General features: G+C 37.2%; 25 protein-coding genes. 15 read left to right on the top strand and 10 right to left on the bottom strand.

Annotated features, from left to right (window positions below; translation table 11 throughout):
- Nucleotides 1–226: 226 nt before the first annotated feature.
- The 5 genes from JK139_RS15820 to JK139_RS03085 all read left to right on the top strand — a co-directional run bounded on the left by JK139_RS15820 (nt 227) and on the right by JK139_RS03085 (nt 2,635).
- Entirely contained in the window at nt 227–466 is a 240-nt protein-coding gene (locus JK139_RS15820) for a DUF2071 domain-containing protein (protein ID WP_353744828.1), read from the top strand.
- On the top strand, nt 414–686 hold the full coding sequence (locus tag JK139_RS15735) for a DUF2071 domain-containing protein (RefSeq protein ID WP_081301347.1): 273 nt from the start codon (nt 414–416) through the stop codon (nt 684–686). Before JK139_RS15820 ends, JK139_RS15735 begins: the two co-directional genes overlap by 53 nt.
- Before the next feature lie 9 nt (nt 687–695).
- The gene (locus tag JK139_RS15730; RefSeq protein ID WP_081301346.1) at nt 696–911 is read left to right on the top strand and encodes a YqjF family protein; all 216 of its coding nucleotides are present in this window, start codon (nt 696–698) and stop codon (nt 909–911) included.
- A 117-nt stretch (nt 912–1,028) separates the two neighbouring features.
- Nucleotides 1,029–1,388, top strand: a complete 360-nt coding sequence (locus JK139_RS03090; protein ID WP_074420557.1) for a CoA-binding protein — start codon at nt 1,029–1,031, stop codon at nt 1,386–1,388.
- A 68-nt stretch (nt 1,389–1,456) separates the two neighbouring features.
- On the top strand, nt 1,457–2,635 hold the full coding sequence (locus JK139_RS03085; protein WP_074420556.1) for a hypothetical protein: 1,179 nt from the start codon (nt 1,457–1,459) through the stop codon (nt 2,633–2,635).
- Between the two features lie 34 nt (nt 2,636–2,669).
- Here the strand turns inward: JK139_RS03085 and JK139_RS03080 are convergent, their stop codons facing one another.
- Together JK139_RS03080 and JK139_RS03075 are read right to left on the bottom strand one after the other, a co-directional pair.
- On the bottom strand, nt 2,670–3,932 hold the full coding sequence (locus JK139_RS03080) for a DUF1501 domain-containing protein (RefSeq protein WP_218330565.1): 1,263 nt from the start codon (nt 3,930–3,932) through the stop codon (nt 2,670–2,672).
- 11 nt (nt 3,933–3,943) lie between these two features.
- Complete coding sequence (locus tag JK139_RS03075) at nt 3,944–5,833, bottom strand: DUF1800 domain-containing protein (protein WP_218330564.1); 1,890 nt, start codon at nt 5,831–5,833, stop codon at nt 3,944–3,946.
- Nucleotides 5,834–5,998: 165 nt separating this feature from the next.
- Between JK139_RS03075 and JK139_RS03070 the strand changes: the two genes are divergently transcribed.
- On the top strand, nt 5,999–7,798 hold the full coding sequence (locus JK139_RS03070; protein WP_218330563.1) for a DNA polymerase III subunit gamma/tau: 1,800 nt from the start codon (nt 5,999–6,001) through the stop codon (nt 7,796–7,798).
- Between the two features lie 16 nt (nt 7,799–7,814).
- Here JK139_RS03070 and JK139_RS03065 read toward each other — a convergent pair whose 3' ends face one another.
- The 4 genes from JK139_RS03065 to JK139_RS03050 all read right to left on the bottom strand — a co-directional run bounded on the left by JK139_RS03065 (nt 7,815) and on the right by JK139_RS03050 (nt 9,653).
- Entirely contained in the window at nt 7,815–7,997 is a 183-nt protein-coding gene (locus tag JK139_RS03065; RefSeq protein WP_218330562.1) for a hypothetical protein, read from the bottom strand.
- A complete protein-coding gene (locus JK139_RS03060) occupies nt 7,994–8,341 on the bottom strand; it encodes a translation initiation factor (protein WP_218330561.1) in 348 nt (115 codons plus the stop codon). The genes JK139_RS03065 and JK139_RS03060 overlap by 4 nt, the downstream gene beginning before the upstream one ends.
- Entirely contained in the window at nt 8,338–9,195 is an 858-nt protein-coding gene (nadC, locus tag JK139_RS03055; protein WP_218330560.1) for a carboxylating nicotinate-nucleotide diphosphorylase, read from the bottom strand. The genes JK139_RS03060 and nadC overlap by 4 nt, the downstream gene beginning before the upstream one ends.
- 77 nt (nt 9,196–9,272) lie before the next feature.
- Complete coding sequence (locus JK139_RS03050) at nt 9,273–9,653, bottom strand: DUF4783 domain-containing protein (protein ID WP_218330559.1); 381 nt, start codon at nt 9,651–9,653, stop codon at nt 9,273–9,275.
- 112 nt (nt 9,654–9,765) lie between these two features.
- On the opposite strand from JK139_RS03050, the gene gpmI reads away from it, so the two are divergent.
- From gpmI to yihA, 3 genes are all read left to right on the top strand, one after another.
- Nucleotides 9,766–11,286, top strand: a complete 1,521-nt coding sequence (gpmI, locus tag JK139_RS03045) for a 2,3-bisphosphoglycerate-independent phosphoglycerate mutase (protein WP_218330558.1) — start codon at nt 9,766–9,768, stop codon at nt 11,284–11,286.
- 159 nt (nt 11,287–11,445) lie between these two features.
- Entirely contained in the window at nt 11,446–11,949 is a 504-nt protein-coding gene (locus tag JK139_RS03040; protein ID WP_218330557.1) for a heme-binding domain-containing protein, read from the top strand.
- Nucleotides 11,950–12,025: 76 nt separating this feature from the next.
- Nucleotides 12,026–12,667, top strand: coding sequence for a ribosome biogenesis GTP-binding protein YihA/YsxC (gene yihA, locus JK139_RS03035; protein ID WP_218330556.1), 642 nt, complete (start codon nt 12,026–12,028; stop codon nt 12,665–12,667).
- 88 nt (nt 12,668–12,755) lie between these two features.
- On the opposite strand, the gene JK139_RS03030 is transcribed toward yihA, so the two are convergent.
- The 3 genes from JK139_RS03030 to JK139_RS03020 form a co-directional block, all read right to left on the bottom strand.
- Nucleotides 12,756–13,229 (bottom strand): ribonuclease H-like YkuK family protein, encoded by a 474-nt coding sequence (locus tag JK139_RS03030; protein ID WP_218330555.1) that lies wholly within the window; start codon nt 13,227–13,229, stop codon nt 12,756–12,758.
- A gap of 117 nt (nt 13,230–13,346) precedes the next feature.
- The gene (locus tag JK139_RS03025; RefSeq protein WP_218330554.1) at nt 13,347–15,068 is read right to left on the bottom strand and encodes a L,D-transpeptidase family protein; all 1,722 of its coding nucleotides are present in this window, start codon (nt 15,066–15,068) and stop codon (nt 13,347–13,349) included.
- Nucleotides 15,069–15,076: 8 nt separating this feature from the next.
- Nucleotides 15,077–15,778: an RsmE family RNA methyltransferase gene (locus JK139_RS03020; protein WP_068247562.1), complete on the bottom strand. Its 702-nt coding sequence runs from the start codon at nt 15,776–15,778 to the stop codon at nt 15,077–15,079.
- Between the two features lie 262 nt (nt 15,779–16,040).
- On the opposite strand from JK139_RS03020, the gene JK139_RS03015 reads away from it, so the two are divergent.
- Nucleotides 16,041–16,706 (top strand): porin family protein, encoded by a 666-nt coding sequence (locus tag JK139_RS03015; protein WP_074421325.1) that lies wholly within the window; start codon nt 16,041–16,043, stop codon nt 16,704–16,706.
- An 87-nt stretch (nt 16,707–16,793) separates the two neighbouring features.
- Here the strand turns inward: JK139_RS03015 and dnaB are convergent, their stop codons facing one another.
- Entirely contained in the window at nt 16,794–18,359 is a 1,566-nt protein-coding gene (gene dnaB, locus JK139_RS03010) for a replicative DNA helicase (protein ID WP_218330553.1), read from the bottom strand.
- A gap of 543 nt (nt 18,360–18,902) precedes the next feature.
- Between dnaB and pheT the strand changes: the two genes are divergently transcribed.
- From pheT to rplS, 5 genes are all read left to right on the top strand, one after another.
- Nucleotides 18,903–21,326, top strand: a complete 2,424-nt coding sequence (pheT, locus tag JK139_RS03005; RefSeq protein ID WP_218330552.1) for a phenylalanine--tRNA ligase subunit beta — start codon at nt 18,903–18,905, stop codon at nt 21,324–21,326.
- 8 nt (nt 21,327–21,334) lie between these two features.
- Nucleotides 21,335–21,625 (top strand): hypothetical protein, encoded by a 291-nt coding sequence (locus JK139_RS03000; RefSeq protein ID WP_218330551.1) that lies wholly within the window; start codon nt 21,335–21,337, stop codon nt 21,623–21,625.
- Between the two features lies 1 nt (nt 21,626).
- On the top strand, nt 21,627–21,956 hold the full coding sequence (locus JK139_RS02995; RefSeq protein ID WP_074419569.1) for a cell division protein ZapA: 330 nt from the start codon (nt 21,627–21,629) through the stop codon (nt 21,954–21,956).
- Nucleotides 21,957–22,078: 122 nt separating this feature from the next.
- Nucleotides 22,079–23,644, top strand: coding sequence for a ribonuclease Y (rny, locus tag JK139_RS02990; RefSeq protein WP_074419570.1), 1,566 nt, complete (start codon nt 22,079–22,081; stop codon nt 23,642–23,644).
- Between the two features lie 69 nt (nt 23,645–23,713).
- Complete coding sequence (gene rplS / locus JK139_RS02985) at nt 23,714–24,064, top strand: 50S ribosomal protein L19 (protein WP_068247541.1); 351 nt, start codon at nt 23,714–23,716, stop codon at nt 24,062–24,064.
- Nucleotides 24,065–24,129 lie beyond the last annotated feature (65 nt).

Below are 24,129 nucleotides of genomic sequence, written 5' to 3'. Positions count from 1 at the left end.
ATCTTTTGAAATCGGCTGAAATATGGTTCTGTAAAGGGTTTGAACCATTATTTTACAATTTTAGTCGGACAACAATAAAATATTTTATTATTTTTTTTTAAAATGAAACAGGATTCAAGGTGTGTTCATCTATTTTTTCTGCAGTATTCAACCTCAGGTGTTGCATTCTGTTATAGTAATTATGATTGAAAGTGAAAGCATTTTTTTAAGTACAGAATAGAAGTACCTGATTTTTTGTAACTATATTGTTTCACCTGAAATTTTAATACCGCATGTACCGCCCGGTACTAAATTGGATTATTTTGAAGGAAATACCTATGTAAGTTTGGTGGGCTTTTATTTTACAAATACTGCTTTAAAAGGTATATCCATCTCTTTTTATCGGCAATTCGAAGAATTTAACCTGCGTTTTTATGTTCGTTTTAAAAAAGGGAATAACCTGGAAGAGCAGAGTAGTATTCATTAATGAAATTGTTCCTAAAAGAATGATTACTTATGTTGCCCGATTAATGTACAGCGAACATTACCATTACCCCCTAATGCGCCACACCATACAAAGCAATGATAAAAACATACTGATTCGCTATGAATGGAAACTTGCAAATGAATGGAATGGAATACATGTAAATGTTGATGCGACGCCCTGTTGGGCTTTTCCGAATTCTAAATCAAGTTTTATTACATAAAATTTTTATGTGTATACCAAACGAGCCGCTCAGGTTACATCTGCTTATCAGGTAATACATCCATCCTGGCAAATTTATCCTGTTCAAGCTTATAAAATTCATTGTAATGCAGCGGCATTGTACGGAGCAGCTTTTACACCGGTTTTATCGCAAGCACCGCAATCTGTATTTCTGGCCGAAGGTTCTTCGGTAAAAATTATTAACCGGCAGTTACTACGATTTTAATATGCTTTCATTGAGAATTAGTTCTGGTAATTGCTGCGTATTGTTTATCAGATATACTGTATTATGGCTTAGATGGCAACCTTACTGTAACTTTGCAGTTCATTAATTTTATAGGGTATGAAAAAAACGGTGGTAATAGGTGCTTCTGAAAATCCGGCAAGGTATAGTTATCTGGCAGTTGATCGGCTTACACAGCATGGTCACCCGGTAATAGCCATTGGTAATAAGCCGGGGCATATTGGTGCGGTGCCCATTATTACAACACATCCTGCAGAAAGCAATGTAGATACGGTAACGCTTTATGTTAATCCGGCTATTCAAACAGTTTTATACGATTATATTTTTTCTCTACATCCCAAACGCATTATTTTTAATCCAGGTGCAGAAAATCCGGAATTATGCCAAATGGCAAAAGAAAAAAACATTCAATGTTTAGAGGCTTGTACATTGGTGTTGCTATCTACAAATCAATATTAAATTGGTTTTATTTTTTAAACAGCTTTGTAATGAACTATATTCGTTTGTGATAGAAACAGGCAATTCTTATGCAAATAAAGCAAGTACAAAAAGGAGCAGACATAAAAGCGTTTTTAGAAGTGAATGTGGCCATGAATGCCGGTAATCCGAATTATATACAGCCCCTCAATCATGAAGTGGAGGCAGTATTTAATCAGCAGAAAAATAAATTGTTTAAATATGGTACCATTCAACGTTGGATTTTACTGGATGATGATGGTACAGCCATTGGCAGAATTGCTGCATTTACCAATACCAAATATGTAAACAAAGGAACCGATTTTGCCACTGGTGGAATTGGTTTTTTTGATTGTATTGATAATCAGAAAGCTGCAAATTTTTTATTTAACACCGCTAAGAACTGGCTACAACAACAAGGGATGATGGCGATGGATGGCCCCATTAATTTTGGCGACAGAAACAAATGGTGGGGTTTACTGGTGGAAGGATTTGATAAAGAACCGGTGTATGGTTTAAGTTTTAATCCGGCTTATTATCAAAAATTATTTGAGGATTATGGTTTTCAAAATTATTATAATCAGTATTATTATGCCATGAATGTGGATGATCCGCTTCCGGCAAGATTTGCTGAAAGACATGCAAAGTTTAAAGCAAAAAAAGGATACGAAGCCCACCATGCAAATTTGAATGAATTGGAGAAATATGCTGCAGATTTTACGGAAGTGTACAATCAGGCCTGGGCACAACACGGCGAAGCAAAAGAAATTACCAAGGATCAGGTATTAAAATTGTTTCAAAGTATGAAGCCTATTATGGATCCACGGATGGTATGGTTTGCATATTACAATAATGAGCCCATTGCCATGTTTATTAATATTCCGGATGTGAACCAGTATTTTAAATTTTTTAAAGGAAAATTTGGATGGTGGCAAAAACTGCAATTATTGTGGATGAAAAAACGCGGTACCTGTAAAAAATTAACCGGACTGGCGTTTGGTGTTATACCCAAATACCAGGCATTGGGCATTGATAGTTTTTTAATTTATGAAAGTGCTTTGCTGGTGCAGGGAAAAGGCTGGTATGAAAGTTACGAAATGGGGTGGGCAGGCGACTGGAATCCTAAAATGATTAATATCTACAAAAGCTTAGGCGCTGTACAAAGTCGCCGCCTGATTACGTATCGCTATATTTTTGATACCAATCAGTATCCATTTGAAAGGCATCCGCCTATGGAATATAAACAATAAGCCGTTGCATTGCTTAAACTTTTTTAGATGTGCATTAACTGTAACGCATAATGGGTATACCGTTACCATCCCATTCAGGAAATAAAATATTGTTTTGATGAATGTTTAAGTGTGTATTGGCTACTGCGCTAAATACACTTCTAAAGTCGGTTGATACTGGTAAATCGCGCTGGTCTTCCAAATCTTCTTTGACCAAACTTTTAATTTGGTGGTAAACTTTTCCGCCCTGCACATCATTCCCCAAAACAAAAAGGCAACTTGCTCTACCATGATCGGTTCCGCCGGTACCATTCTGATGCACTGTTCGGCCAAATTCAGTCATGGTCATAAGGGTTACTTCCTCCTGATAGGCGGCAATATCTTCCCAAAAGGCTGCAATGCTATCACTAAAATCTTTCAGATTTCGGCCTAAAATTCCATTTTCAGTTCCCTGGTTTACATGGGTATCCCAACCACCGCTTTCAGCAAAAGCCACTTCTAATCCTGCATCCATTTTTATCAAAACAGCTATTTGTTTTAAAGCATTCCCTAATGCTGAGTTAGGATAAACAATACCGGTTTTGGGCGCATATTGTTTCAGGTTATTTACATTCAACATCTTCATGGCTTCAAAACTTTCTTTTCCGGTTTTCTGTAACAATTGCGAACTTGTATTATCGTACAATGCTTCAAATGAATGTACAGCTAATTTACCGGCCAATGGGTTGCCCCGCATTTGAATGGCAAAATCGTTTAAATTACTAATAGCCAATGCTTCATTACTGCCATAAAAACTTCTGGGTAAGGCACTCGTTATACTTACGGCACTAAACGGGGTAGCAGGTTTTCCCATTAAACCAATGGCTCTGTTTAACCAGCCGCTCTCTGTTCCTTTGTTAAAAGGTGTACCACTTTCCATAAAATCCTGTGCATCAAAATGACTGCGGGTGGGATTGGGGCTGCCTACGCCATGTGCAATGGCTAATTGTTTATTTTGGAATAAAGGCGCAAAGGCTTGTAAGGATGGGTGTAAGGCAAAATAACCATCTAAGTCTATCATACTGCCTTCGGTTTTAGCCGGACTCATATATAATGTTGGCCGCATCATTTTTAAATTAGGATCTGCATAAGGGCTAACAGCCATTAATCCATCCATTGCGCCCCGCTGAAAAATGCACACCAGTGTTTTTCTTTTTTGAAAGGGTTTGATGAATTTGTTGCCTGCTGTGGCGGCTTTGGCAATAAAGTTGGGAACACCGCCAATGCCTGCTACAAATAAGGCCAATGCCCCATTGCGCATAAATATTCTTCTATCCATAAATATTTTTTTTATTTTCTTTGAAATTCGGGTGATCCTATAATAATACCTACTACCTGATTTAAGGATGGTGCATTGTTGGTTGTTTTAATTTCTTGTACAGCTATTGTTTGTAATGAATGGTAGGACTCCATTTCTTTAACATGTTCATTATTGTTGTTGGGTTGTTGTTGAGCTGCCTGTTCTACTTTGTTATTCAGGTTTTCATCATGAATTAAAGCAGCAATGCGTTGGATATTTTGTGTATTATCCCTGGCCGGTAACAGTATGGCACTATAGGTTTGTAAAGCAGCATCAACACTTTCAGGTTCGTGGTTGTTGTTTAATGCAGCCAGGTTTACTGTAATGCCGGAAATTTTTTGTGATGCGAAAGCTAATCCAAAATTCATTCTGCTTAATAATGATCCGGTGTTAATCCAATAGTCGGCTCTGTCCGGAAATCCGGTAGGGGCCTGATAATAATAAAATTTTTGTCCCATTTTATTGCACCAGTAAAAAATTTGATAAGGCATGTTTACTTGTGCATTCGTAGCTCTAATGGTACTAATGGCTAGTTCAAAAGGCGATTTGATTTTGGCTCTTTGATTATTTGGATTCCAAAATTCAGGACTATTTACCATGGTAATTAAAACGCTTTTTATATTGCCATTGGTTTTTAAAAAAGTCTGCGCCATTTTTTGGATTAAAGCTGTAGAAGGTGTATCGCTTACAAAATGTTTTGCCAGTGCTGTTGTTATAAATTTTGCAGTAGTGGGTTGGTGTGCCAGCATTATTTCCAAAGCAGTAATGCCTTCCTGATAACCTCCATTGGCCGGGAAATTTTTTCCTAAAAAAGTTTTGGGTGTATCATCGTGTTTATTTGGCCGGAACAAAAAACCATTTTGTATAACAAAGCCGCGTTTTTCCAATTGTTCCGGTGAAGACTTTTCCATGAGCTGATAGGCTGGTCCATTTTTAAACATAGGATACAATCCCCATCCTGTCAGTATTTTGGCTAAAGTTGTTACATCTTGTTGTGTATAACCACCATCCACACCCATGGTATGCAACTCCATTACTTCTCTTGCATAGTTTTCATTTAATCCCTGCGAAGCACGGTTCTTCAATACTGTATTGAAATTGTTTAGTGTTTTGGCCATGTGTTCTAACCGTTTTTCCTCCATCGGATTATTGTTGCTAACGCTACGAGCATTGTCTAAATAGGTTAACATGGCCGGATGCTGCGCTGTAGCCAGCAATAAGACATCAAAATTATCAAGTATGTGTGGTCGTATGGCATCGCGTTCATAAGCCAATACATAAGGAGCGCAATTGGGTTTGGTGAGCGATACGTTAAAATGATTGAACCAAAAATCAGTTAATATTTCCTGCAACTGGTTGTTGCTATATGCGGCTCTGATAATTTTTTGTACAATTAATTGCCTTTCTAACTCAGCAATGAGTTTATAGCCCTGTTGCTGCATAAAAGCTTTTAGTTTTTCGCGGTAAGCTTGTTTACTGAAGGAAGTGTTCCCGTTTTCTATCACTCCCATCTTTCTTGCCAATGCCACTACTTCACCATTATTGGGGTAGGTGTTTGCCATTTCTTCTAATGAAAGATTGGCAGCATCAAGATGTAAAGCCTGCAATCGGTTTGCTAAGGCAGCATCATTTTCATTTCCCTCCAATTGTCTGTAAAACCAGTGTTCAATGCCTTCTTTTGCAACCGCATCAACTTGGCCCGGCGTTGGACCAAATGTAAATCTGTTCAGCAAATAGGCAGCAGCCTGTTCTTTCGTAAAACCCATTTGCAGGTAGGGAAATTTTTTAGGCGGGTGTGGATGGCCTGCATATATAAAACCGGAAATGCCCACCAATATTACTGCAATTATGAATAAAAAACCTACTTTTTTCTGCCGCATCATCTGTTGTTTGTTCCTTCAGATGGATTTTAATGCTGCCGGTTTAAAAAAATAATTTTTTTTATTGTGTTTTTCGGTGAAATCGGGTGTAAGAAGGGTTAATTTTTGCACATAACTTTTTTCTGTTGCCCCGATTGAAATTGCATTTGTTATCTTGCAATTTGTATGGAAAATTTTATTGTTTCGGCACGTAAGTATCGCCCACAAAATTTTAATATGGTTGTGGGCCAAAAACATATTACTACCACTTTAAAAAATGCAATTAAAAACAATCAGATAGCGCACTCTTTTTTGTTTTGTGGCCCAAGAGGAGTAGGCAAAACCACTTGTGCCCGTATTATGGCCAAAACCATTAACTGTACCAATCCAACCCCTGAAGGAGAGGCTTGTAATACCTGTACCAGTTGCGTTTCTTTTGATGCAGGTAATTCAATGAACATTCATGAATTAGATGCGGCCAGTAATAATTCGGTGGAAGATATCAGGAATCTGGTTGATCAGGTTCGTTTTGCACCGCAGGCAGGCAAATACAAAGTATACATTGTAGATGAGGTACACATGTTAAGTACCAGTGCCTTCAATGCTTTTTTAAAAACGCTGGAAGAGCCACCTTCTTATGCCATTTTTATTCTGGCTACAACCGAAAAACATAAAATTTTACCCACCATTCTTTCCCGTTGCCAGATATTCGATTTTAAACGAATTACCATTATCGATACGGTGGAACATTTAGAAGAAATTATTGAAAAAGAAAATATATCTGCCGAGAAAACTGCTCTTCAACTCATTGCTCAAAAAAGTGAAGGATGTATGCGGGATGCTTTGAGTATTCTGGACAAAATTGTAAGTTTTACCAATGGGGTGTTAACTTATCAAAACACGGTAGAACATCTTAATATTTTAGATGACGATTACTATTTTAAACTCTTAGATGCCTTATACAAACAGGATATGGCTGGCGCCATGCTGTTGTATGAAGAAATTAACCAAAAAGGTTTTGAGGGCGATTTGGTGCTGAATGGCTTTGCTTCTTTCATGAGAAATTTATTGCTGTGTAAAGATGCCCGTGCTGCAGTATTATTAGATGTGTTGGAAGGAAGGCAGGAACAGTATGCTGCTACAGCCAATGCAGTAGATGCTTCTTATTTAATTAGTGCCTTAAATATTTTGAATGAAGCAGAAATACAGTTTAAAATGGCCCGCAATAAAAGGCTGCATGTGGAGTTGTGCCTCATTAAACTCAGCTTTTTGCAACAAGCCATACAACTATTTACTGAACAAGGGTCGGTTGTAAAAAAAAAAATAACGGATAGGCCTTTTGCATTGCAGCAAAAAACCATTCCGCAATACCATCCTCCAAAATCAACAAATGCACCCGCTGCAAAATTAATGATTGAGCAAGAGTGTCCTGCTACACCTGTTGCAGCGCCGTTACCGCAATCGGTTGTTCAGGAGCCTAAAACTACTGCTGAAAAAAAGATTCTCAAGCAAACACTACAAACAGATAATAAAAAAAATCTCTTAGATATTTTAAGGGCTAAAGTAAAAGAAGATGTTGAAGTATTGCAGGTGCAGGAAGCAGAAGATTTGCAGATAGAAAAATTAAAAGCCTGCTGGAATGATTTTTGTGAAAAGCTGCAACAAGATGGCGGAAAACCTGCTACCGTTGGAACCTTAAAAATGGCAAAATTAGAACTGATAGATGAGGTGTGCTTTTCTGTAACCGTTCAGGCTTTAACGCAACAAAAATTTATTGAACAGGAAAAAATGCAGCTAACCGATTTTATTCAGCAGGCATTCAATAACAGAGGCATTCGTTTTCATATTTTGGTAGAAAACACGATTCCAGATGAAGTACCTGATCAACTCTCGTTGAACAGTAAGCAACGTTTTGAGAAAATGGCTGAAAAATATCCCTTATTAAAAGAGTTGAAAGAGCGTTTGCGGTTGGCCTTGGATTTATAATACAATGAACGTTAAGTTAATTCACTGGAATATTACCAGTGGTAAAAAACGAAACTACTATTATGCAAACCATGGCAATAACAGCTTTATGATGTACGGCTTTATACAAAACAGCAATGCCATAAAACAATGCAAAGAATGCTGCTGCAAAAAGCATTACATAAAAATAGTAAATAGCACCTGTTGCATTCAGTATCATCCGCCTGCTTTTTTAGAAAGTTGATAGCTGTATTTATGCAACCATTGCAATATTTTATCGCGCTGGTCGCCCTGAATAATGATTTCTGCATCTTTTACACTGCCACCTGTGCCACAATATTGTTTCAGTTGTTTGCCTAATAAAACACAATCATCCTCTGTTCCAATAAAACCTTTTATGATGGTAACAGTTTTACCGCCCCGGTGCTTGGTATCTAAATGTATGGTTAGTTTTTGTTTTTCCGGCGGCAGTGTTGCTTTCGTTTCATTGTTGTGTACAAATTCAAACTGCGGATCTGTACTGTATACAAAACCTCTTATATCTGTTTTGTTTTTTTTGTTCATAACAACATTGCTTTTAAACTTAAATCCACACTTTTAGCCTGGTGAATTAATCCGCCTACACTAATATAATCCACTCCTGTAGCCGCATAGCTTTCTATATTCTCTAAATGAATACCACCACTGGCTTCAGTTTCAAATTGCTGTTGAATGATGTGTAATGCTTCAGCAATTTGAATAGGGGTAAAATTATCTAATAATATTCTAAAAATTTTACCTTTTCCTACTTTACAAATTGTGGCTACATCGTTTACATTTCGAGCTTCTATCTCAATTTTTAAATGCGGATGTTGTTGTACATATTGCCAAGAGCGGTTAATGGCATTTTCAATTCCTCCGGCATAATCAATATGATTGTCTTTCAACATCAGCATATCAAATAAACCAAACCGGTGGTTGGTACCGCCACCAATACGCACTGCTTCTTTTTCCAATAATCTGAAATTAGGTGTGGTTTTTCTTGTATCTAATAATTGCGTACGATAGTGCTTTATTTTTTCTGCAAATGCATGTGTAAGTGTAGCAATTCCACTCATCCGTTGCATACAATTCAAAACTAATCTTTCGCACGATAAAATAGTGCGTACTGATGCGTTTACTTCAAATGCTCTATCACCGGGTAGCATAGCGGTGCCATCTTCTTTAAAAATTTCAAATTCGGCTTCAGGTTCAACAAAATGAAAAATTTTTTGTGCCACTGCCACCCCGGCTAAAATACCTGCTTCCTTAATTTTTAAAACGGCTTTACCCTTAGCATCTTTTGCAATACACGAAAGTGTTGTATGATCTCCATCACCAATATCTTCTTTTAATGCTTCTATTATTAAATGGTTTAATCTTTCTTCAAAATTTATCATGTTGGCAATATAATATGTTTCATAAAAAAAGCCCTCGAAAATTAAGAGAGCTTTATATGAATGGTTTTAGAAAAGCTTTAATTTATTCGGACGGATATAATTTGGTGATGCCCATCTTTGTTTCTTAATAACAGTGTAATATTATATCCCCTGTTTTTCCCATTTAATTTTCCGGCCATGTACATAGTGGTACCGGCTTCCCGTTGTGAAGTAAGTTCAAAACCTTGAATGCCGGCATCATTAAAAAATGTTCTTAATGCAATCCCTGCCTGATTTTTCCCTATATTTTTAACTTCTTCTTTACCGGGTAGGGTTAAATCTATATAACTGTCAAAATAACCGGATACACTTTCTGCATTGGCACTCTTCAGGGCGTTCACAATTTCCGATACATCACTCTGAAAGGTAAAAGAAGCCATAACCACTCCTAAACCCATTAACAATAAAAGTTTTTTCATAACACTGAATTTATAATATAACCTACACTAAAAACATGCCAAATAAAATGTTTAACGAAAGTTAAAGTTAGGGGTAGGAAGGTGAAATAACAAATTGAGTACCTTTGTAGCTATGAGCAAGAAAGCAATACTAATTATTATGGATGGATGGGGGCTCGGAAAGAATAAACATGCCGATGCCATTCAACAGGCCAATGTGCCATTTGTAACCTCCTTGTACAATCAATATCCGCATACAACTTTAGTAACCTGTGGTGAAGCAGTAGGGTTGCCTGATGGACAAATGGGCAATAGTGAAGTAGGGCATCTTAATTTAGGAGCTGGCCGTATTGTTTATCAGGAATTACAGCGTATAAATGTAGCTATTCGCGATGGATCATTTGCCAAAAATGCACACCTGCTGGCAGCTATTTCAAAAGCCAAAAATGCACAAAAACCTTTGCATTTGCTGGGTTTGGTAAGCGATGGCGGTGTGCATAGCCACATTAGTCATTTAAAAGCAATATGCAATGTTTGTAAAGAAAACGGATTAAAAGAAGTATATATTCATGCATTTACTGATGGGCGCGACTGTGATCCGAAAAGCGGTTTAGGCTTTATGCAAGACCTGCAACAATTTTTAACAACCAGCGTAGGTAAAATTGCCACCGTTAGCGGAAGGTATTATGCCATGGATAGAGATAAACGTTGGGAGCGCATTCAATTAGCTTACAATGCCATGGTAATGGGTACAGGCAATACGGCTAACAGTGCGGTTCATGCCATCGAACAATCTTATGCTGCAGATATTACTGATGAATTTATTAAACCCACGGTAATTTTTGAAAATGATAAACCGGTGGCAACTATTCAGGATGGTGATGTGGCCATCTGTTTTAATTTTAGAACGGATCGATGCCGCGAAATTACCGATGTATTGACCCAAAACGATCATCCTGACTTTAACATGCATGCTTTGAAAATTGATTATACTACCATGACGGAGTATGACAAAACCTTTCATAATGTACATATTATTTTTGAAAATGATAATCTGAACAATACTTTGGGCGAAGTATTGGCTGCTGCCGGAAAGAAACAAATCAGAATTGCTGAAACTGAAAAATATCCGCATGTTACTTTCTTTTTCAGTGGGGGAAGGGAAGTTCCCTTTGAGGGCGAATCACGTATTATGGTACCCTCGCCCAAAGTGGCCACTTACGATTTAAAACCTGAAATGAGTGCAGTTGAATTAACAGATAAACTCATTCCTGAAATAGAAAAAGGTGATACCGATTTTATTTGTTTGAATTATGCCAATGCAGATATGGTGGGACATACCGGGGTACTCTCTGCCGTAATTAAAGCAGTAGAAACAGTAGATGCCTGCGTAAAAAGGGTAGTAGAAGCTGCATTAAAACAAGATTATATTATTTTTCTTACCGCCGATCATGGTAATGCCGATAACATGATTAATGAGGATGGAACGCCGAATACACAACATTCTTTAAATCTGGTTCCACTGTTTGTAATAGATAATAACTGGCATGGAAATTTGCATCCCGGTAAGTTGGGTGATATTGCTCCAACCATTTTAAAAATGATGCAATTACCTATTCCCAAAGAAATGACAGGCAATATTTTGATTGATTAAAGGGAATACTTATTTTTAGCAAAGCAATGATAATGCTGCACCTTTTGATTTTAGCGTGCAGCATTGTTTTATAAAATTGCTTGAAGGAAGATGAGTTGAATGATAAAATGGTCGGGATGATTAAATGATTTAAAAACTTTATCTATAAAAATACGACACATGAAAAAAATTATACTTCGATTTATCCTGGTTTTGTTAGGTATATTTATCATTATTCAATTTATTCGCCCGGCTAAAAACCAGTCAGTTGAGACATTGCCTGCTGATATTAAATTGCATTATCCAGTTTCACAAAATGTAGAAGCAATTCTTTCAAAGGCTTGTTATGATTGTCATTCCAATAATACCCGTTACCCTTGGTATAACAATATTCAACCGGTAGCCTGGTTTTTAGATGACCATGTAAAATCCGGAAAACGGCATTTAAATTTCAGTGATTTTACTTCAATGCGAGTGGCTAAACAATATAAACGATTGGAAGATTGTAAGGAACAAATTAAAGAAGGAGAAATGCCCTTAGAATCATATACGCTCATTCATCGCGATGCAATTTTAACGGATGCTGAAAAAGGAACCCTGTATAATTGGTTTGATGCGGTTCGCGATTCTATTAAAGCACACTACCCTGCAGATAGTTTGGTAATGCCCAAACGTAAAAAATAGTACAACCATTTCATATCTTCATAAATTGGACTTACAGTTTTATAACTGTTGGCCTTTTTTTATTGTATTTTGCAGCATGATTATTCATACAGCAAAATATCTTATTTCTTCTCCTTCATTCGATAAGTGTCCACCGGCCGATAAACCGGAATATGCATTTATTGGCCGAAGTAATGTAGGTAAATCTTCCCTAATCAATATGCTTACCGGGCAAAAAAGCCTAGCCAAAACATCGGCAACACCCGGCAAAACACAACTGATTAACCATTTTTTAGTGGAAAGCAGTACCAGGCAAAAGCAAAAGCAGCAATGGTATGTGGTTGATTTGCCGGGGTATGGTTATGCAAAACGCTCACAAACCGATAGAAGGCGATGGGAGCAGATGATTGAAAATTATTTGCGAAAACGGCCTAATTTATTGCAGGTAATGGTGTTGATAGATAGCAGGCATGCACCACAAAAAAATGATCTTGAATTTGTGAATCAGTTAGACAAATGGGAAGTGCCTTTTAGCCTTATTTTTACAAAGGCCGATAAAGAAAAACCGGGTGTAGTTTCCAGAAACGTGCAATTGTTTATAGATACTTTAAAGTCAACCTGGCAATTTTTGCCACAGGTTTTTATAACCAGTGCCGAGAAGAAAACCGGCAGAGAAGAAGTACTACTTTTTATTGAACAAAATAATTTAAGAGCTGCAGAGAATGAGATGATTAGATAGAATAGGTAATTTTTGTAAAGTAAAGCGGTGCATTTGCCACAACAACTTTTATAGTTGCTGAAAACAAATTTGTAGTAAAGGATGAATATTAATTCACCACTTTGTCGGCACAACAACTACTGGCAAAGGCTTCGGGTTTGGCTTTAAATGCAAAGCCCATTCCGAGAATGTAACCCATTGCTTCTTTTAAAGCATCATTACTTTTAAAACCGGGATTGGTATTAATGTCTGCATGTACTTCCATTTCAACATCCCAGGCAATAAACAAATCGCAAAGCTCATAAGCCACTTCAATACTTTTGGCTACTTCCTGTAACATGCGCTCTTTGATGTGAAATTTCTGCTTGGTTTTTTCATTGTGGATGTACATAAAACCACCGTTGTGTTCCCTTAAAAAAACAATTACAGTTGCAAATTCGGTATCTTCTCCTTTTACCTGGCTGTCGGTACCAATGCATACTTTTAACCGCGTGCCGTTTGCTCTTTCTTTTTTAATGGCTTCTTCCACCGCTTTTTTGATGGGAAGATGGATGTTTTCTCCATTGAATTTTCTCCAATGCATAAAAATTAAGTTTTTTGAAATTACGGTTTTTTATATTCCAAAACCATTAATTTATTATTAACTGCACATTTTATGCATTGGGTGTCAGGAAAAAAGAGCAATTAAGAGGCCGAAATTTTATTTTTTTTCCTGTTTCATAAAAAGCTTCTCTTTCATTCTGGCATCATGGCCATAAATATCTTTTCTAAAGTTTAATTGCCCATCGGCATCTACCCAGGCAGTAAAATAAACAATATAAACAGGTATCGGTTGGGGTAAGCTTACCCATTTTTCCTTGCTTAAATGCATCAGGCTGTCAATTACTTTATTCGTATAAACACTCGCCGTATCTGCACTTAATAAATATTGTGCAAATTTTTTAGGATTACTGATGCGGATACAACCATGACTAAATGTGCGTGTTGTGGCATCAAATAATTCATGGTTGGGGGTATCGTGTAAGTAAATATCGAAATTGTTGGGAAATAAAAACTTCACCAAACCCAATGAGTTTCCGGGTCCTGGTTTTTGCCGAACAATGGGTAATCCATTGCTGGTACCGGTTATTTCCATATTGTTTTTTGCCAGATAGTTGGGATCTTTTTTCATACCCGGCAAAATTTCTTTTTGTACAATACTGGGTGGTACATTCCAATAAGGGCTAAAAACAATATATTTCAATTTTCCATTAAAAATAACGGTATTGTTGGTGGTTTTTCCTACAATAACATTCATGTTAAACAATGTTTTCCCATCATGATAAACATGCAATTTGTATTCGGGAATGTTTACAATAATGTAATCACTGTCACTATCTGCTGGCATCCATCTGATGCGTTCTAAGTTTACCAAAATTTGCCTGATGCGTTCGGCAATGGGCACATTTAATTGTTCTATCATGTTCTTCCCAATTACGCCATCTTCTAACAATCCCATTCTTTTTTGAAAATGTTTTACGGCTATCAGTAGGCTGCTGTCAAACAAATTGGTAGAATCGTTATGAGATAAATCGCCGAGTAAAAACAAGCGGTACTTAATTGTTGGTATAATTTCATTTGCCTGGTAAAGTTTCAATAATTTAGAAGGGCAGGGAATGCTATCTGTAGGATAGTTTTTTTGTAAGCTGATATATTTTTCCAAAAATGATTCTAATTGGTTGTATTGATTGTTCAGCGGAATATAAGGTGCTGCATTTTTATATTTAATGGTGGAATCTAACAAAGCAGTTAAGTCAACTTTTTTTCTCGGTATAAACCATCCAAGTGTGGTTGCATCAATATCGCTGCCTTTGTACGTTTGTGCAGCATAAGCAAAAAACTGTCCGGTTAACAGTAATTCTGTATTCAAAATATTTTGTCTGGAAACCTTGTTTTTGTGTTGTAATATTTCATTATAACTGGTTACAAGTTTTTTATTGTACAGACTACTGTCTTGTAAATGGGTAATACTGTTATTTAGCAGGTTCATAAAATTAGCAGCCTGCTCTGCCACGCTGGTACTGTCGAACCAGGCATATTCAAAATTTCTTTGTTTATAAAAATCGTTGTATTGGGTTGTAAATTTTTGTAAGTCAGGATTCGTATCTAAAAAAGCCTGCAGGTGCATGCTGTCGAAAAACAAATTGTTGTACGAAGTATGGTAGGTAATTGAAGTATCGCGTAATACTTCTTTTGTTTTGCCTGAATGGCAGGAGGTGTTGAAGCAACAAATGCTGAATAGCATTGCAATAGCGCTTAACCGGCAGATTAATTTTGTATTTGAAATTTGTTGAGGTTTTTTTATGATGAACAAGCGGTAGGGTTTCAATAGTTTGAGAAAGTTCTGTTTGTTCAATAAAAATAAGGAGTAGATTTTATGCATAATTTCAATTAGTTCAAAATAGATAATGTTGCGGCCACTATTCCTGCGGTTTCGGTTCTTAGCCGGGTGGTACCTAAAGTAATGGGTATAAATTGCTGTTGTATGGCTTGTGCTACTTCTTCTTCAGTAAAATCGCCTTCGGGGCCAATTAAAATACATATTTCTTTTTCCGAATGAAATTTTTGGATGGTTTGTTTATGCCCTTCGTGGCAATGCGCAATTAGTTTGCAACTATTTTTTTGTTGTGATAAAACGCTGTAAACGGTAGTGGGTTGCTGTAAAACCGGCAGCCGAGTTTGTTTACTTTGCAACATAGCCGCAATGGTAATTTGTTGCATTCTTTCGTATCTAAAATGTTGTTTTTCGGTTCGTTTGCAGAGCAGGGGAATAATTTCATAAACACCCAGTTCAGTTGCTTTTTCTAAAAACCATTCAAATCGTCCTGCATTTTTTAATAAGGAAAGGCCAATTGAAATTTTTCTTTCAGGTTGGGGGTGTTGTACCTGCTCAGTAATGGTAACCAGTGTTTGTTTTTTATCGGTTTCTGATATAGTGGCTTTACAAAGTAAGCCATTGCCATTGGTAAGTAATAAGCCATCACCTGGTTTCATGCGAAGTACCTGTGCACTGTGTTTATGTGTTTCTGCACTTAAGCGGATAGTTTGATGCTTATTTGGAAGCACCTGCTCAAAGAAATAAGGCAAATCCATGCTATATAGGTTGAAGAAAAAATTAAATTTTGATAAAAATAGATGTTATTTACGATGCAGGCAATACCATTTATCAATGATTTTTTGGTATGAAATAAGGCGCCGGCACTTATGGTTACGCAATTTTGCGAATCAAATTTCTTTAAAAAAGTTGTACTTCTTGCTTTTAATATTTGAAAATATGGGCAACTGTTAACATTTTTTTACGCATAACTTCGCAGCCTTTGATGTTCTTTTGCACTCTATTAATAAATAAAAATTTATGAGGAAATTCTTTTTAATTATCTTTTGCCTATGTACAACCGCATCATTTGCCCAATTAAAATTAGGGGTAGAAGTTGGGTATAATACCAGTGGATTCATTGATCAAGGAAGTGATATTCAGTATTTTAATCTTTCCCGAATCCCTACATTTCAGGCTGGTATTGTTGCTGAACAAACATTGAATAAACATTTCTCTGCCAGCTCGGGTTTAATCTTCTTCCAAAAAGGTGGCAGGAAAGACAAAACTGTTTTTGCTACTACGGGTGCCAGTACTACCTCTAAGTTTAATTATATACAAATTCCCTTGAATTTACAATATAGTATTCCACTCAACAAAACACTGAAGGCTCTGGTTGGTGCCGGTTTTTATGGTGCAGTAGGCATTTCAGGTACAGAAAAAGGTACAGATGAAGAGATTTCAGGTAATACTACTGTTGTAAATAATAAAGTAAAATTCTCTAATAATCCTTATTATACATCGGGCACAACTTATGTAAAGCCGCTTGATTTTGGGTATGATGTGTTGGTTGGTTTGGCATACCATCAATTTGAGTTCAAAGCCACCTTAACCAATGGGTTTGGCAATATATACCCAACAGGAAGCACCCGCTTTGCCAATAGTGTAATTGGTTTTACTGTGGCTTATCTGGTACCTTGGAAATAAAGGACAAATTTTTGGGTTGAGTCAATACAAAAAAGGCGCTTCAAATGGGGTGCCTCTTTTTTTATGTCAACAATTTTAGCTGTGTGATTAGAAAGGTGGTTCTTCAAAACCTTCGTCAAAATCGCCCCCGTTCATTTTACTACCTTTTTGAATATATAATTTACCGCCATCATTACCACTACCGGGTGGAGGAACAGCACCGGGTTTTAATTGTTTCCAGTTACCACGTTGAAAGCCAGACTCATCCACTTCTTCAAATTTTTGAATTTCCAACAGGGCTTTTAATTTAATGGTTTCTAATGAACCATTTCTATGTTTGGCAATTCTAATATGCGTTTCACCTTTTGTGCTTTCGCCCATTTCGTTTGCGCCAATTTCATAATATTCGGGCCTGTAAATAAACATTACCATATCTGCATCTTGCTCAATGGCACCCGATTCTCTCAAATCGCTTAGCTGTGGCATTTTGCTTTCTTTTCTGGTTTCTACGGCACGGCTTAACTGTGAAAGGGCAATAATGGGAATGCCCAGCTCTTTGGCCAATGCTTTTAGGTTACGTGAAATGGTGCTGATTTCCTGTTCGCGGTTCCCATTTCTATCGCCAGTACCGCTCATTAACTGTAGGTAGTCAATAATAATTAAACCTACATTGTGTTTGTTCACTAATCGTCTTGCTTTGGCTCTAAATTCAAAAATATTGAGTGCTGCCGTATCATCTATAAACAATGGTGCTTTCTCTAATCGTTTAATACCTTTGGTATGCAATTGCTGGTATTCGTAGTCTTCTAATTTACCTCTGGAAATTTTTTCAATTGGTATTTCACTTTCAGCACTTAAAATACGTTGTACCAATTGTGAAGCACTCATCTCAAGGCTAAAGAAACCAACCCCAACCGGTTTAATGGGGTTTAAAGCGGCATTACGGGCAAGGTTTAATGCAAATGCTGTTTTACCTACAGATGGTCTGGCTGCCAGAATAATTAAATCGGTTGATTGCCAACCGTAGGTAATGCGATCCAATGAGTTAAAGCCGCTGGGTACGCCGGAAATATCTTCTTTTCTGGTTCTTAACTCATCAATTCTGTTAATGGTTTTGGCTAATACATTACCAATATCTTCAAAATTCTTTTTGAGGTAATTATTGGTGATGTTAAACATTTTGGTTTCACTATCATCCAGCAAATCAAATACATCAGTGCTGTCTTCATAAGCATCACCAATAATTTCGCCACTGATTCTAATTAATTCGCGTTGAATAAATTTTTGCAAAATAATACGGGCATGGGCGTCAATATGCGCTGTACTAACTACTGCATTGGTTAATTTAGTAATGAAATAAGGGCCTCCAACTATTTCTAATTGTTCTTTCCTTTTCAATTCTTCCACCACCGTTAAAATATCGATGGGCACACCACGCTGCTGCATATCTTGCATGGCAGTAAAAATGATTTGATGTGCTTCTACATAAAAACATTCGGGTTTAAGATTGGTATCTATTAAACTGTCGAAAGCACTTTTTTCCAGCATAATGGCACCCAACACTGCTTCTTCTAATTCTCTGGCCTGTGGGGGTATTTTGCCAAATACCATGGTGCTTAAATCGGCAGTGGTTTTTCTTCTTTTTTTATCTCTGTTAATGTTAGAAATCTCCATAATAATGGGCCATTTGAAATTGTAAAACAGTTTGTTTTCCGCCTGCTTGAAACAGGATAGCTATGTTAAGAAATTGTTACCTGGGCAAGTAGGGTTGCGAATATAATGGTTGAAAATCGTTCCCGCCCTATTTTCAGACTTTAATTTTTATCCTTTTTCGTCCACATTTCATTCACAGTATAATTGTGCTTATACACACAAATTTCGGGGTTATTCCACAGTTTTTTGTAGTATGTGCACAAAAAACAATTTTTCCGTACGGGAAATGAACATGGCTTGTGTATAAAGAAAAACAGCCGAAAAATTGGTGTATTGCTACTTATTTTGTAATTGCCAAAAACATAGTAGTGCTACAAAAATATCTGTGTAAGCAGGGTAACATTTGTCTTTGTTAAATGTAAGTCAGCTTTTGTAAAAAAAATTAATAGCTGCAAAATGCTGAACCTAATTACCGAGAATTCTGAAACCGGTTTTAAAAGTTTAAGTTGCCGGCTGCAACAAGTATATTTGCGCTTATTACACAGCAAATTAATTTAAGGATATATGACGATTAGTTATAACTGGTTGAGTAAGTATTTACCCAAAACAATTGAACCGGAAAAACTTTCTGCAATATTAACTTCTATAGGGCTTGAAGTAGAAAAATTTTCAAAATTTGAAACAGTACGAGGCGGATTGCAGGGTATTATTACAGGGGAGGTACTAACCTGCGAGCAGCATCCCAATGCCGATAAATTAAAATTAACTACCGTAAATATTGGTGCCGGGCATCCTTTACAAATTGTTTGTGGTGCACAAAATGTAGCAGCCGGGCAAAAAGTAGTGATAGCTCCTGTAGGTACTACCATCTATCCTGTAAATGCCACCCCGATAACCATGAAAGTAGCTAAAATTCGTGGTGTTGAAAGCCAGGGTATGATTTGTGCCGAAGATGAAATTGGTATAGGTACCAGCCACGCAGGCATTATTGTATTGCCACATGATGCCGTTCCAGGTGCACCGGTTGCTGATTTCTTTCAGCCTTATAGTGATATTGTTTTTGAAATTGGACTAACCCCCAACCGCATGGATGCCATGAGCCATTTGGGTGTTGCAAAAGATGTATGTGCGTATTTAAGTCACCATCAAAAAAAAGAAGTAAAAGTTAAACTACCATTCAATAATTCGTTTAAGCCGGATGAAAAATCATTACCTATTGCTGTAACCATTGAAAATGAATCAGCATGTCCACGCTATAGTGGTGTTACCATCAGCGGTGTTAAAGTTGGCCCATCGCCCCAGTGGTTAAAAGACAGCTTACAGTCAATTGGCATCCGTTCTATTAATAATGTGGTAGATATTACCAATTTTATATTACACGAAACCGGACAACCATTACATGCATTTGATGTAAAGGCCATTCAGGGTAAAGCCATTATTGTAAAAACCTTACCGGAGAATACCGCTTTTATTACGTTGGATGGAAAGGAGAGGAAATTGCATGCATCTGATTTAATGATTTGCAATGGAGCCGGTGAACCCATGTGCATAGCCGGTGTATTTGGCGGTGCCGCCAGTGGTGTTTCGGAAACAACTACTAATATTTTTATAGAGAGTGCCTGCTTTAATGCCACATACATCCGTAAAACATCACTCACTCATCAGTTACGCACTGATGCAGCCATCCGCTTTGAAAAAGGAATTGATATATCCAATACTGTTCAGGTGTTAAAAAGAGCTGCTTTGTTAATAAAAGAAATAGCCGGAGGCAGCATCAGTTCTGATATTGTAGATGTATATCCGCAACCCGCAGTAAAAAAGGGAATTGCCATTAAATACCATTATTTAAAAAAGTTAAGTGGTAAAAATTATCATCCAGATACCGTTAAAAGAATATTAACAGCACTTGGTTTTGAAGTGTTAAAAGAGGGGATTGATGAACTATGGATATCCGTTCCATTTAATAAGCCAGATATTAGCCTGCCGGCCGATATAGTAGAAGAAGTGTTGCGAATTGATGGGTTGGATAATATAGATATTCCCACTTCCATCACCATTTCGCCGTCTATTGAAACTTTGGGTTTAAAAGAACAGCTTCGCGAAAAAATTGCTCACTATTTGGCCGGGCTGGGATACCATGAAATTGTTACCAATTCTATTACCAATAGCCGCTACTTTACCGCTGAAGTATTACAGCATACCGTGCAAATGATGAATAACCTGAGTGCCGAATTAGATGTAATGCGCCCCGGCATGTTAGAAACCGGCCTGGAAATTATATCCTATAACATCAACAGAAAAAGCAACCGGCTTCGTTTATTTGAGTTTGGTAAAATCTATGCTACAGAAGGAGTGGGGAAATACGTGGAAACAGAACATCTGTCATTATACTTAACCGGAAAATTATTAGAGGATAACTGGAAACTGCAAACCAAACCTGCCGATTTTTTTGAAGCTAAGGGCATTGCACGGGCTATTATGCAATGGTGCGGCATTGCAGAGGTACAGTGGAAAGCAACAGAGGGCACCCATGCCAAATTGAAAATTTGCGTTGGTAAAAAACAAATTGGGATTGTTGAAATGGTGCCGCCTTCATTCACCGAACGATTTGATATAAAACAAACCGTACTTTTTATTGATATAGATTTTGGCGCATTACTGGCATTAAAGAAAAATGCGGCTATTATTTATAAAGAAGTACCAAAATTCCCTGCCGTACAACGCGATTTGGCTATGATTGTTCCTGTTAATACCACCTATCAATTATTGGAAAGCATTGTAAATAAAATGAAGTTGCTCCGTTTGCAGCAAATGAATTTATTTGATGTGTTTGAAAATGAAAAATTGGGAAAAGATAAAAAATCAATGGCTATTAATTTTACTTTTTTAGATGAAGAAAAAACATTGACCGATAAAGAGATTGACAGTATGATGCAGTCTTTGATGCAGGCATTTGAAACAGAGGCCAATGCTATTATCAGAAAATAAACACCAGTATGCAGGAGTTAAGCCAACAAATAAGCCGGATACAGCAAAAAATGCAGGATTTGTGGCTGTATGCACAAAAGTTAGCCAAAGAAAACCAGCAATTAAAACTGGAATTGCACGAAGCCAATACAGCTAAAATGGAATTAACACAAAAAATTGAACAGTTAGAACAGTCAAAAGCTGCATTGCAAATAGGAGTAGATACCTGGAATGATGCAGATAAAAAAGAATTAGCCACCAAAGTAAACAGCTATCTCAAAGAAATTGAGCATTGGCTGGCTGTATTAAAATCTGCCTGAAATGGAGCAACTCATTACCGTAAATATTATTATTGCCGATAGGAATTACCGAATCAAAATTCATCCCGATGATGAAGCAGTGCTGCGTAAGACCGTAAAAATTATTAATGAAAAAATAAAAGAATATAAACAGGCTTTTGCAGGGAAAGATATGCAGGATTATGTAGCTATGGTTTTACTGTGGCTGGCAACCGAACAAACCCAAATGCCCCTGCCCATCATGGCCGAAGAACAAACCATTATGGAATCATTACAGCAATTAGAAGCCATGATTGACGGGTATTTAAACCAAAGCGCTCATGAACCTATAAAATCATTCATAAAGAAGTGATTATAGGTTCGCCATCACTCACTTAATTTATTTATCTTCGCAAATTAACTTCACTAAAATTATCCATTTGATAGTTAGAGGAAGCAAAATGACAGCGTTTAATTTAAAAAATATCAAACAAAATGGACCAAACAGTTATATACATTATAATTGGTTTACTTGCTTTAATTGCAGGTGTACTTGCGGGTAAGTTATTATTCTCGAAAAATACCAAAAGCAAATTAGAAGAAGCCAATTTTCAGGCACAATCTATTTTGAAAGAAGCCGAGCTGAAAGCCGAAAATATTAAAAAAGAAAAATTATTAGAGGTCAAAGAAAAATTTGTTCAGCTAAAATCAGAATACGATAAAGACGTGCTGGAGCGTAACCGAAAATTAGGCGAAGCTGAAGCACGTATCAAACAAAAAGAAATTGCCATCAATCAAAAAGAACAGGCTTTAGATAAGCAATTGAAAGAAAATGAAGTGATTAAAGCCAATTTAAACAGGCAGATTGAGGTGGTAAATCAAAAACGTACCGAACTGGAAAAACACCAGGAGGAACACATCCGCCGTTTAGAAAAAATTGCTGCCTTATCGGCTGAAGAGGCAAAGGCACAATTAATTGAAAGCCTGAAATCAGAAGCCCAAACACAGGCATTGGGTTTGCAGCAGGAAATTATTGAAGAAGCTCGCTTAAAAGCCAATAAAGAAGCTCGCAAAATTGTTATTCAATCCATACAACGCACTGCTGCCGAGCAAACCATTGAAAATACAGTTTCTGTATTTAATTTGGAATCAGACGAAATTAAAGGACAGATTATTGGTCGCGAAGGCAGAAATATCCGGGCTATTGAGGCTGCAACTGGGGTTGATTTAATTGTTGATGATACGCCGGAAGCAATTGTATTATCATCTTACGATCCGTTAAGAAGAGAAATTGCCCGCTTAAGTTTACAACGCCTAATTGCCGACGGCCGTATTCACCCCGCACGTATTGAAGAAGTGGTTGAAAAAACCCGTCGTCAGTTAGAAGAGCAAATTATTGAAATTGGTGAAAGGACAGTCATTGAATTAGGCATTCATGGGTTGCATAAAGAATTAGTTCGGATAGTGGGGAAAATGCGTTTTCGCTCATCCTATGGCCAAAACCTGCTGATGCATAGCAGGGAAACAGCCAATTTATGTGCCATTATGGCCAGCGAATTAGGGCTGAACCCCAAATTGGCAAAACGGGCAGGGTTGTTACACGATATTGGTAAAGTGCCCGACGAAGAAACCGAACTAAGCCACGCATTACTGGGTGCCAAATTAGCCGAGAAATATGGCGAAAACCCTGCAGTAGTGAATGCCATTGGTGCCCACCACGATGAAATGGAAATGTTGTATGTTATTTCTCCTATTGTACAGGCTTGTGATGCTATTAGTGGCGCACGCCCGGGCGCACGCCGCGAAATGATGCAGCAATACATTCAGCGGATTAAAGACCTTGAAAATCTGGCTCAGGCATATCCCGGTGTGGAAAAGGCTTATGCCATACAAGCCGGAAGAGAGTTACGGGTAATTGTAGAGGCCGATAAAGTGTCTGATGGTGATAGTGATAAATTAAGCTTTGAAATAGCCCAAAAAATACAAACCGAAATGACGTATCCCGGGCAAATAAAAGTAACCGTTATCCGCGAAAAAAGGGCCATTAATGTAGCCAGATAAATTATTTATAAATTCTGGTTTGAAATTTAAAATTTTCTGTTACCTTTGCCGTCCGCAAAAATTAAAGTTATGAGCGAAGCAGTTCAATTCGTACACGAGCAGTTAATTGCCAAAAAAGAATATCCCAAATTTAAAAGTGGTGATAATATTACCGTTAACTATAAAATTGTAGAAGGTGGTAAAGAGCGTATTCAGAGTTTTCGTGGTGATGTGTTAAAAATGCAGGGCACAGGTGCTACTGCAACTTTTACCGTACGCAAAATTTCTGATGGGGTAGGTGTGGAAAGATTGTTCCCTTTCTTCTCTCCCAATATCGATTCCATTGTTTTAAACAAAAAAGGAAAAGTACGCAGAGCTAAATTGTTCTATTTAAGAGAACGTAGCGGTAAAAGTGCCCGTATTAAAGAAAAACGTTTCTAGTCAAATTATTCAAATATTTAAGCGGGAGTTGTTAAACTTCCGCTTTTTTATGCAGTCTTAATCCC

Source organism: Hydrotalea lipotrueae (genome assembly GCF_019249625.1).
GTDB lineage: Bacteria > Bacteroidota > Bacteroidia > Chitinophagales > Chitinophagaceae > Hydrotalea > Hydrotalea flava.
This window is presented reverse-complemented; position numbering and strand designations above follow the sequence as displayed.

What these genes read in the sequence shown, in the direction of transcription:
- JK139_RS03000 (WP_218330551.1), top strand. Translation starts at nt 21,335, where the DNA reads ATGCAGGAGTTAAGCCAACAAATAAGCCGGATACAGCAAAAAATGCAG.
- rplS (WP_068247541.1), top strand. Translation starts at nt 23,714, where the DNA reads ATGAGCGAAGCAGTTCAATTCGTACACGAGCAGTTAATTGCCAAAAAA.
- JK139_RS03060 (WP_218330561.1), bottom strand. Translation starts at nt 8,341, where the DNA reads ATGAACAAAAAAAACAAAACAGATATAAGAGGTTTTGTATACAGTACA.
- gpmI (WP_218330558.1), top strand. Translation starts at nt 9,766, where the DNA reads ATGAGCAAGAAAGCAATACTAATTATTATGGATGGATGGGGGCTCGGA.
- JK139_RS03020 (WP_068247562.1), bottom strand. Translation starts at nt 15,778, where the DNA reads ATGGATTTGCCTTATTTCTTTGAGCAGGTGCTTCCAAATAAGCATCAA.
- yihA (WP_218330556.1), top strand. Translation starts at nt 12,026, where the DNA reads ATGATTATTCATACAGCAAAATATCTTATTTCTTCTCCTTCATTCGAT.
- JK139_RS02995 (WP_074419569.1), top strand. Translation starts at nt 21,627, where the DNA reads ATGGAGCAACTCATTACCGTAAATATTATTATTGCCGATAGGAATTAC.
- JK139_RS03030 (WP_218330555.1), bottom strand. Translation starts at nt 13,229, where the DNA reads ATGCATTGGAGAAAATTCAATGGAGAAAACATCCATCTTCCCATCAAA.
- JK139_RS03080 (WP_218330565.1), bottom strand. Translation starts at nt 3,932, where the DNA reads ATGGATAGAAGAATATTTATGCGCAATGGGGCATTGGCCTTATTTGTA.
- JK139_RS03025 (WP_218330554.1), bottom strand. Translation starts at nt 15,068, where the DNA reads ATGCATAAAATCTACTCCTTATTTTTATTGAACAAACAGAACTTTCTC.
- pheT (WP_218330552.1), top strand. Translation starts at nt 18,903, where the DNA reads ATGACGATTAGTTATAACTGGTTGAGTAAGTATTTACCCAAAACAATT.
- dnaB (WP_218330553.1), bottom strand. Translation starts at nt 18,359, where the DNA reads ATGGAGATTTCTAACATTAACAGAGATAAAAAAAGAAGAAAAACCACT.
- rny (WP_074419570.1), top strand. Translation starts at nt 22,079, where the DNA reads ATGGACCAAACAGTTATATACATTATAATTGGTTTACTTGCTTTAATT.
- JK139_RS03050 (WP_218330559.1), bottom strand. Translation starts at nt 9,653, where the DNA reads ATGAAAAAACTTTTATTGTTAATGGGTTTAGGAGTGGTTATGGCTTCT.
- JK139_RS03075 (WP_218330564.1), bottom strand. Translation starts at nt 5,833, where the DNA reads ATGCGGCAGAAAAAAGTAGGTTTTTTATTCATAATTGCAGTAATATTG.
- JK139_RS03065 (WP_218330562.1), bottom strand. Translation starts at nt 7,997, where the DNA reads ATGATACTGAATGCAACAGGTGCTATTTACTATTTTTATGTAATGCTT.
- JK139_RS15735 (WP_081301347.1), top strand. Translation starts at nt 414, where the DNA reads ATGTTCGTTTTAAAAAAGGGAATAACCTGGAAGAGCAGAGTAGTATTC.
- JK139_RS03090 (WP_074420557.1), top strand. Translation starts at nt 1,029, where the DNA reads ATGAAAAAAACGGTGGTAATAGGTGCTTCTGAAAATCCGGCAAGGTAT.
- JK139_RS03070 (WP_218330563.1), top strand. Translation starts at nt 5,999, where the DNA reads ATGGAAAATTTTATTGTTTCGGCACGTAAGTATCGCCCACAAAATTTT.
- JK139_RS03040 (WP_218330557.1), top strand. Translation starts at nt 11,446, where the DNA reads ATGAAAAAAATTATACTTCGATTTATCCTGGTTTTGTTAGGTATATTT.
- JK139_RS03015 (WP_074421325.1), top strand. Translation starts at nt 16,041, where the DNA reads ATGAGGAAATTCTTTTTAATTATCTTTTGCCTATGTACAACCGCATCA.
- nadC (WP_218330560.1), bottom strand. Translation starts at nt 9,195, where the DNA reads ATGATAAATTTTGAAGAAAGATTAAACCATTTAATAATAGAAGCATTA.
- JK139_RS03085 (WP_074420556.1), top strand. Translation starts at nt 1,457, where the DNA reads ATGCAAATAAAGCAAGTACAAAAAGGAGCAGACATAAAAGCGTTTTTA.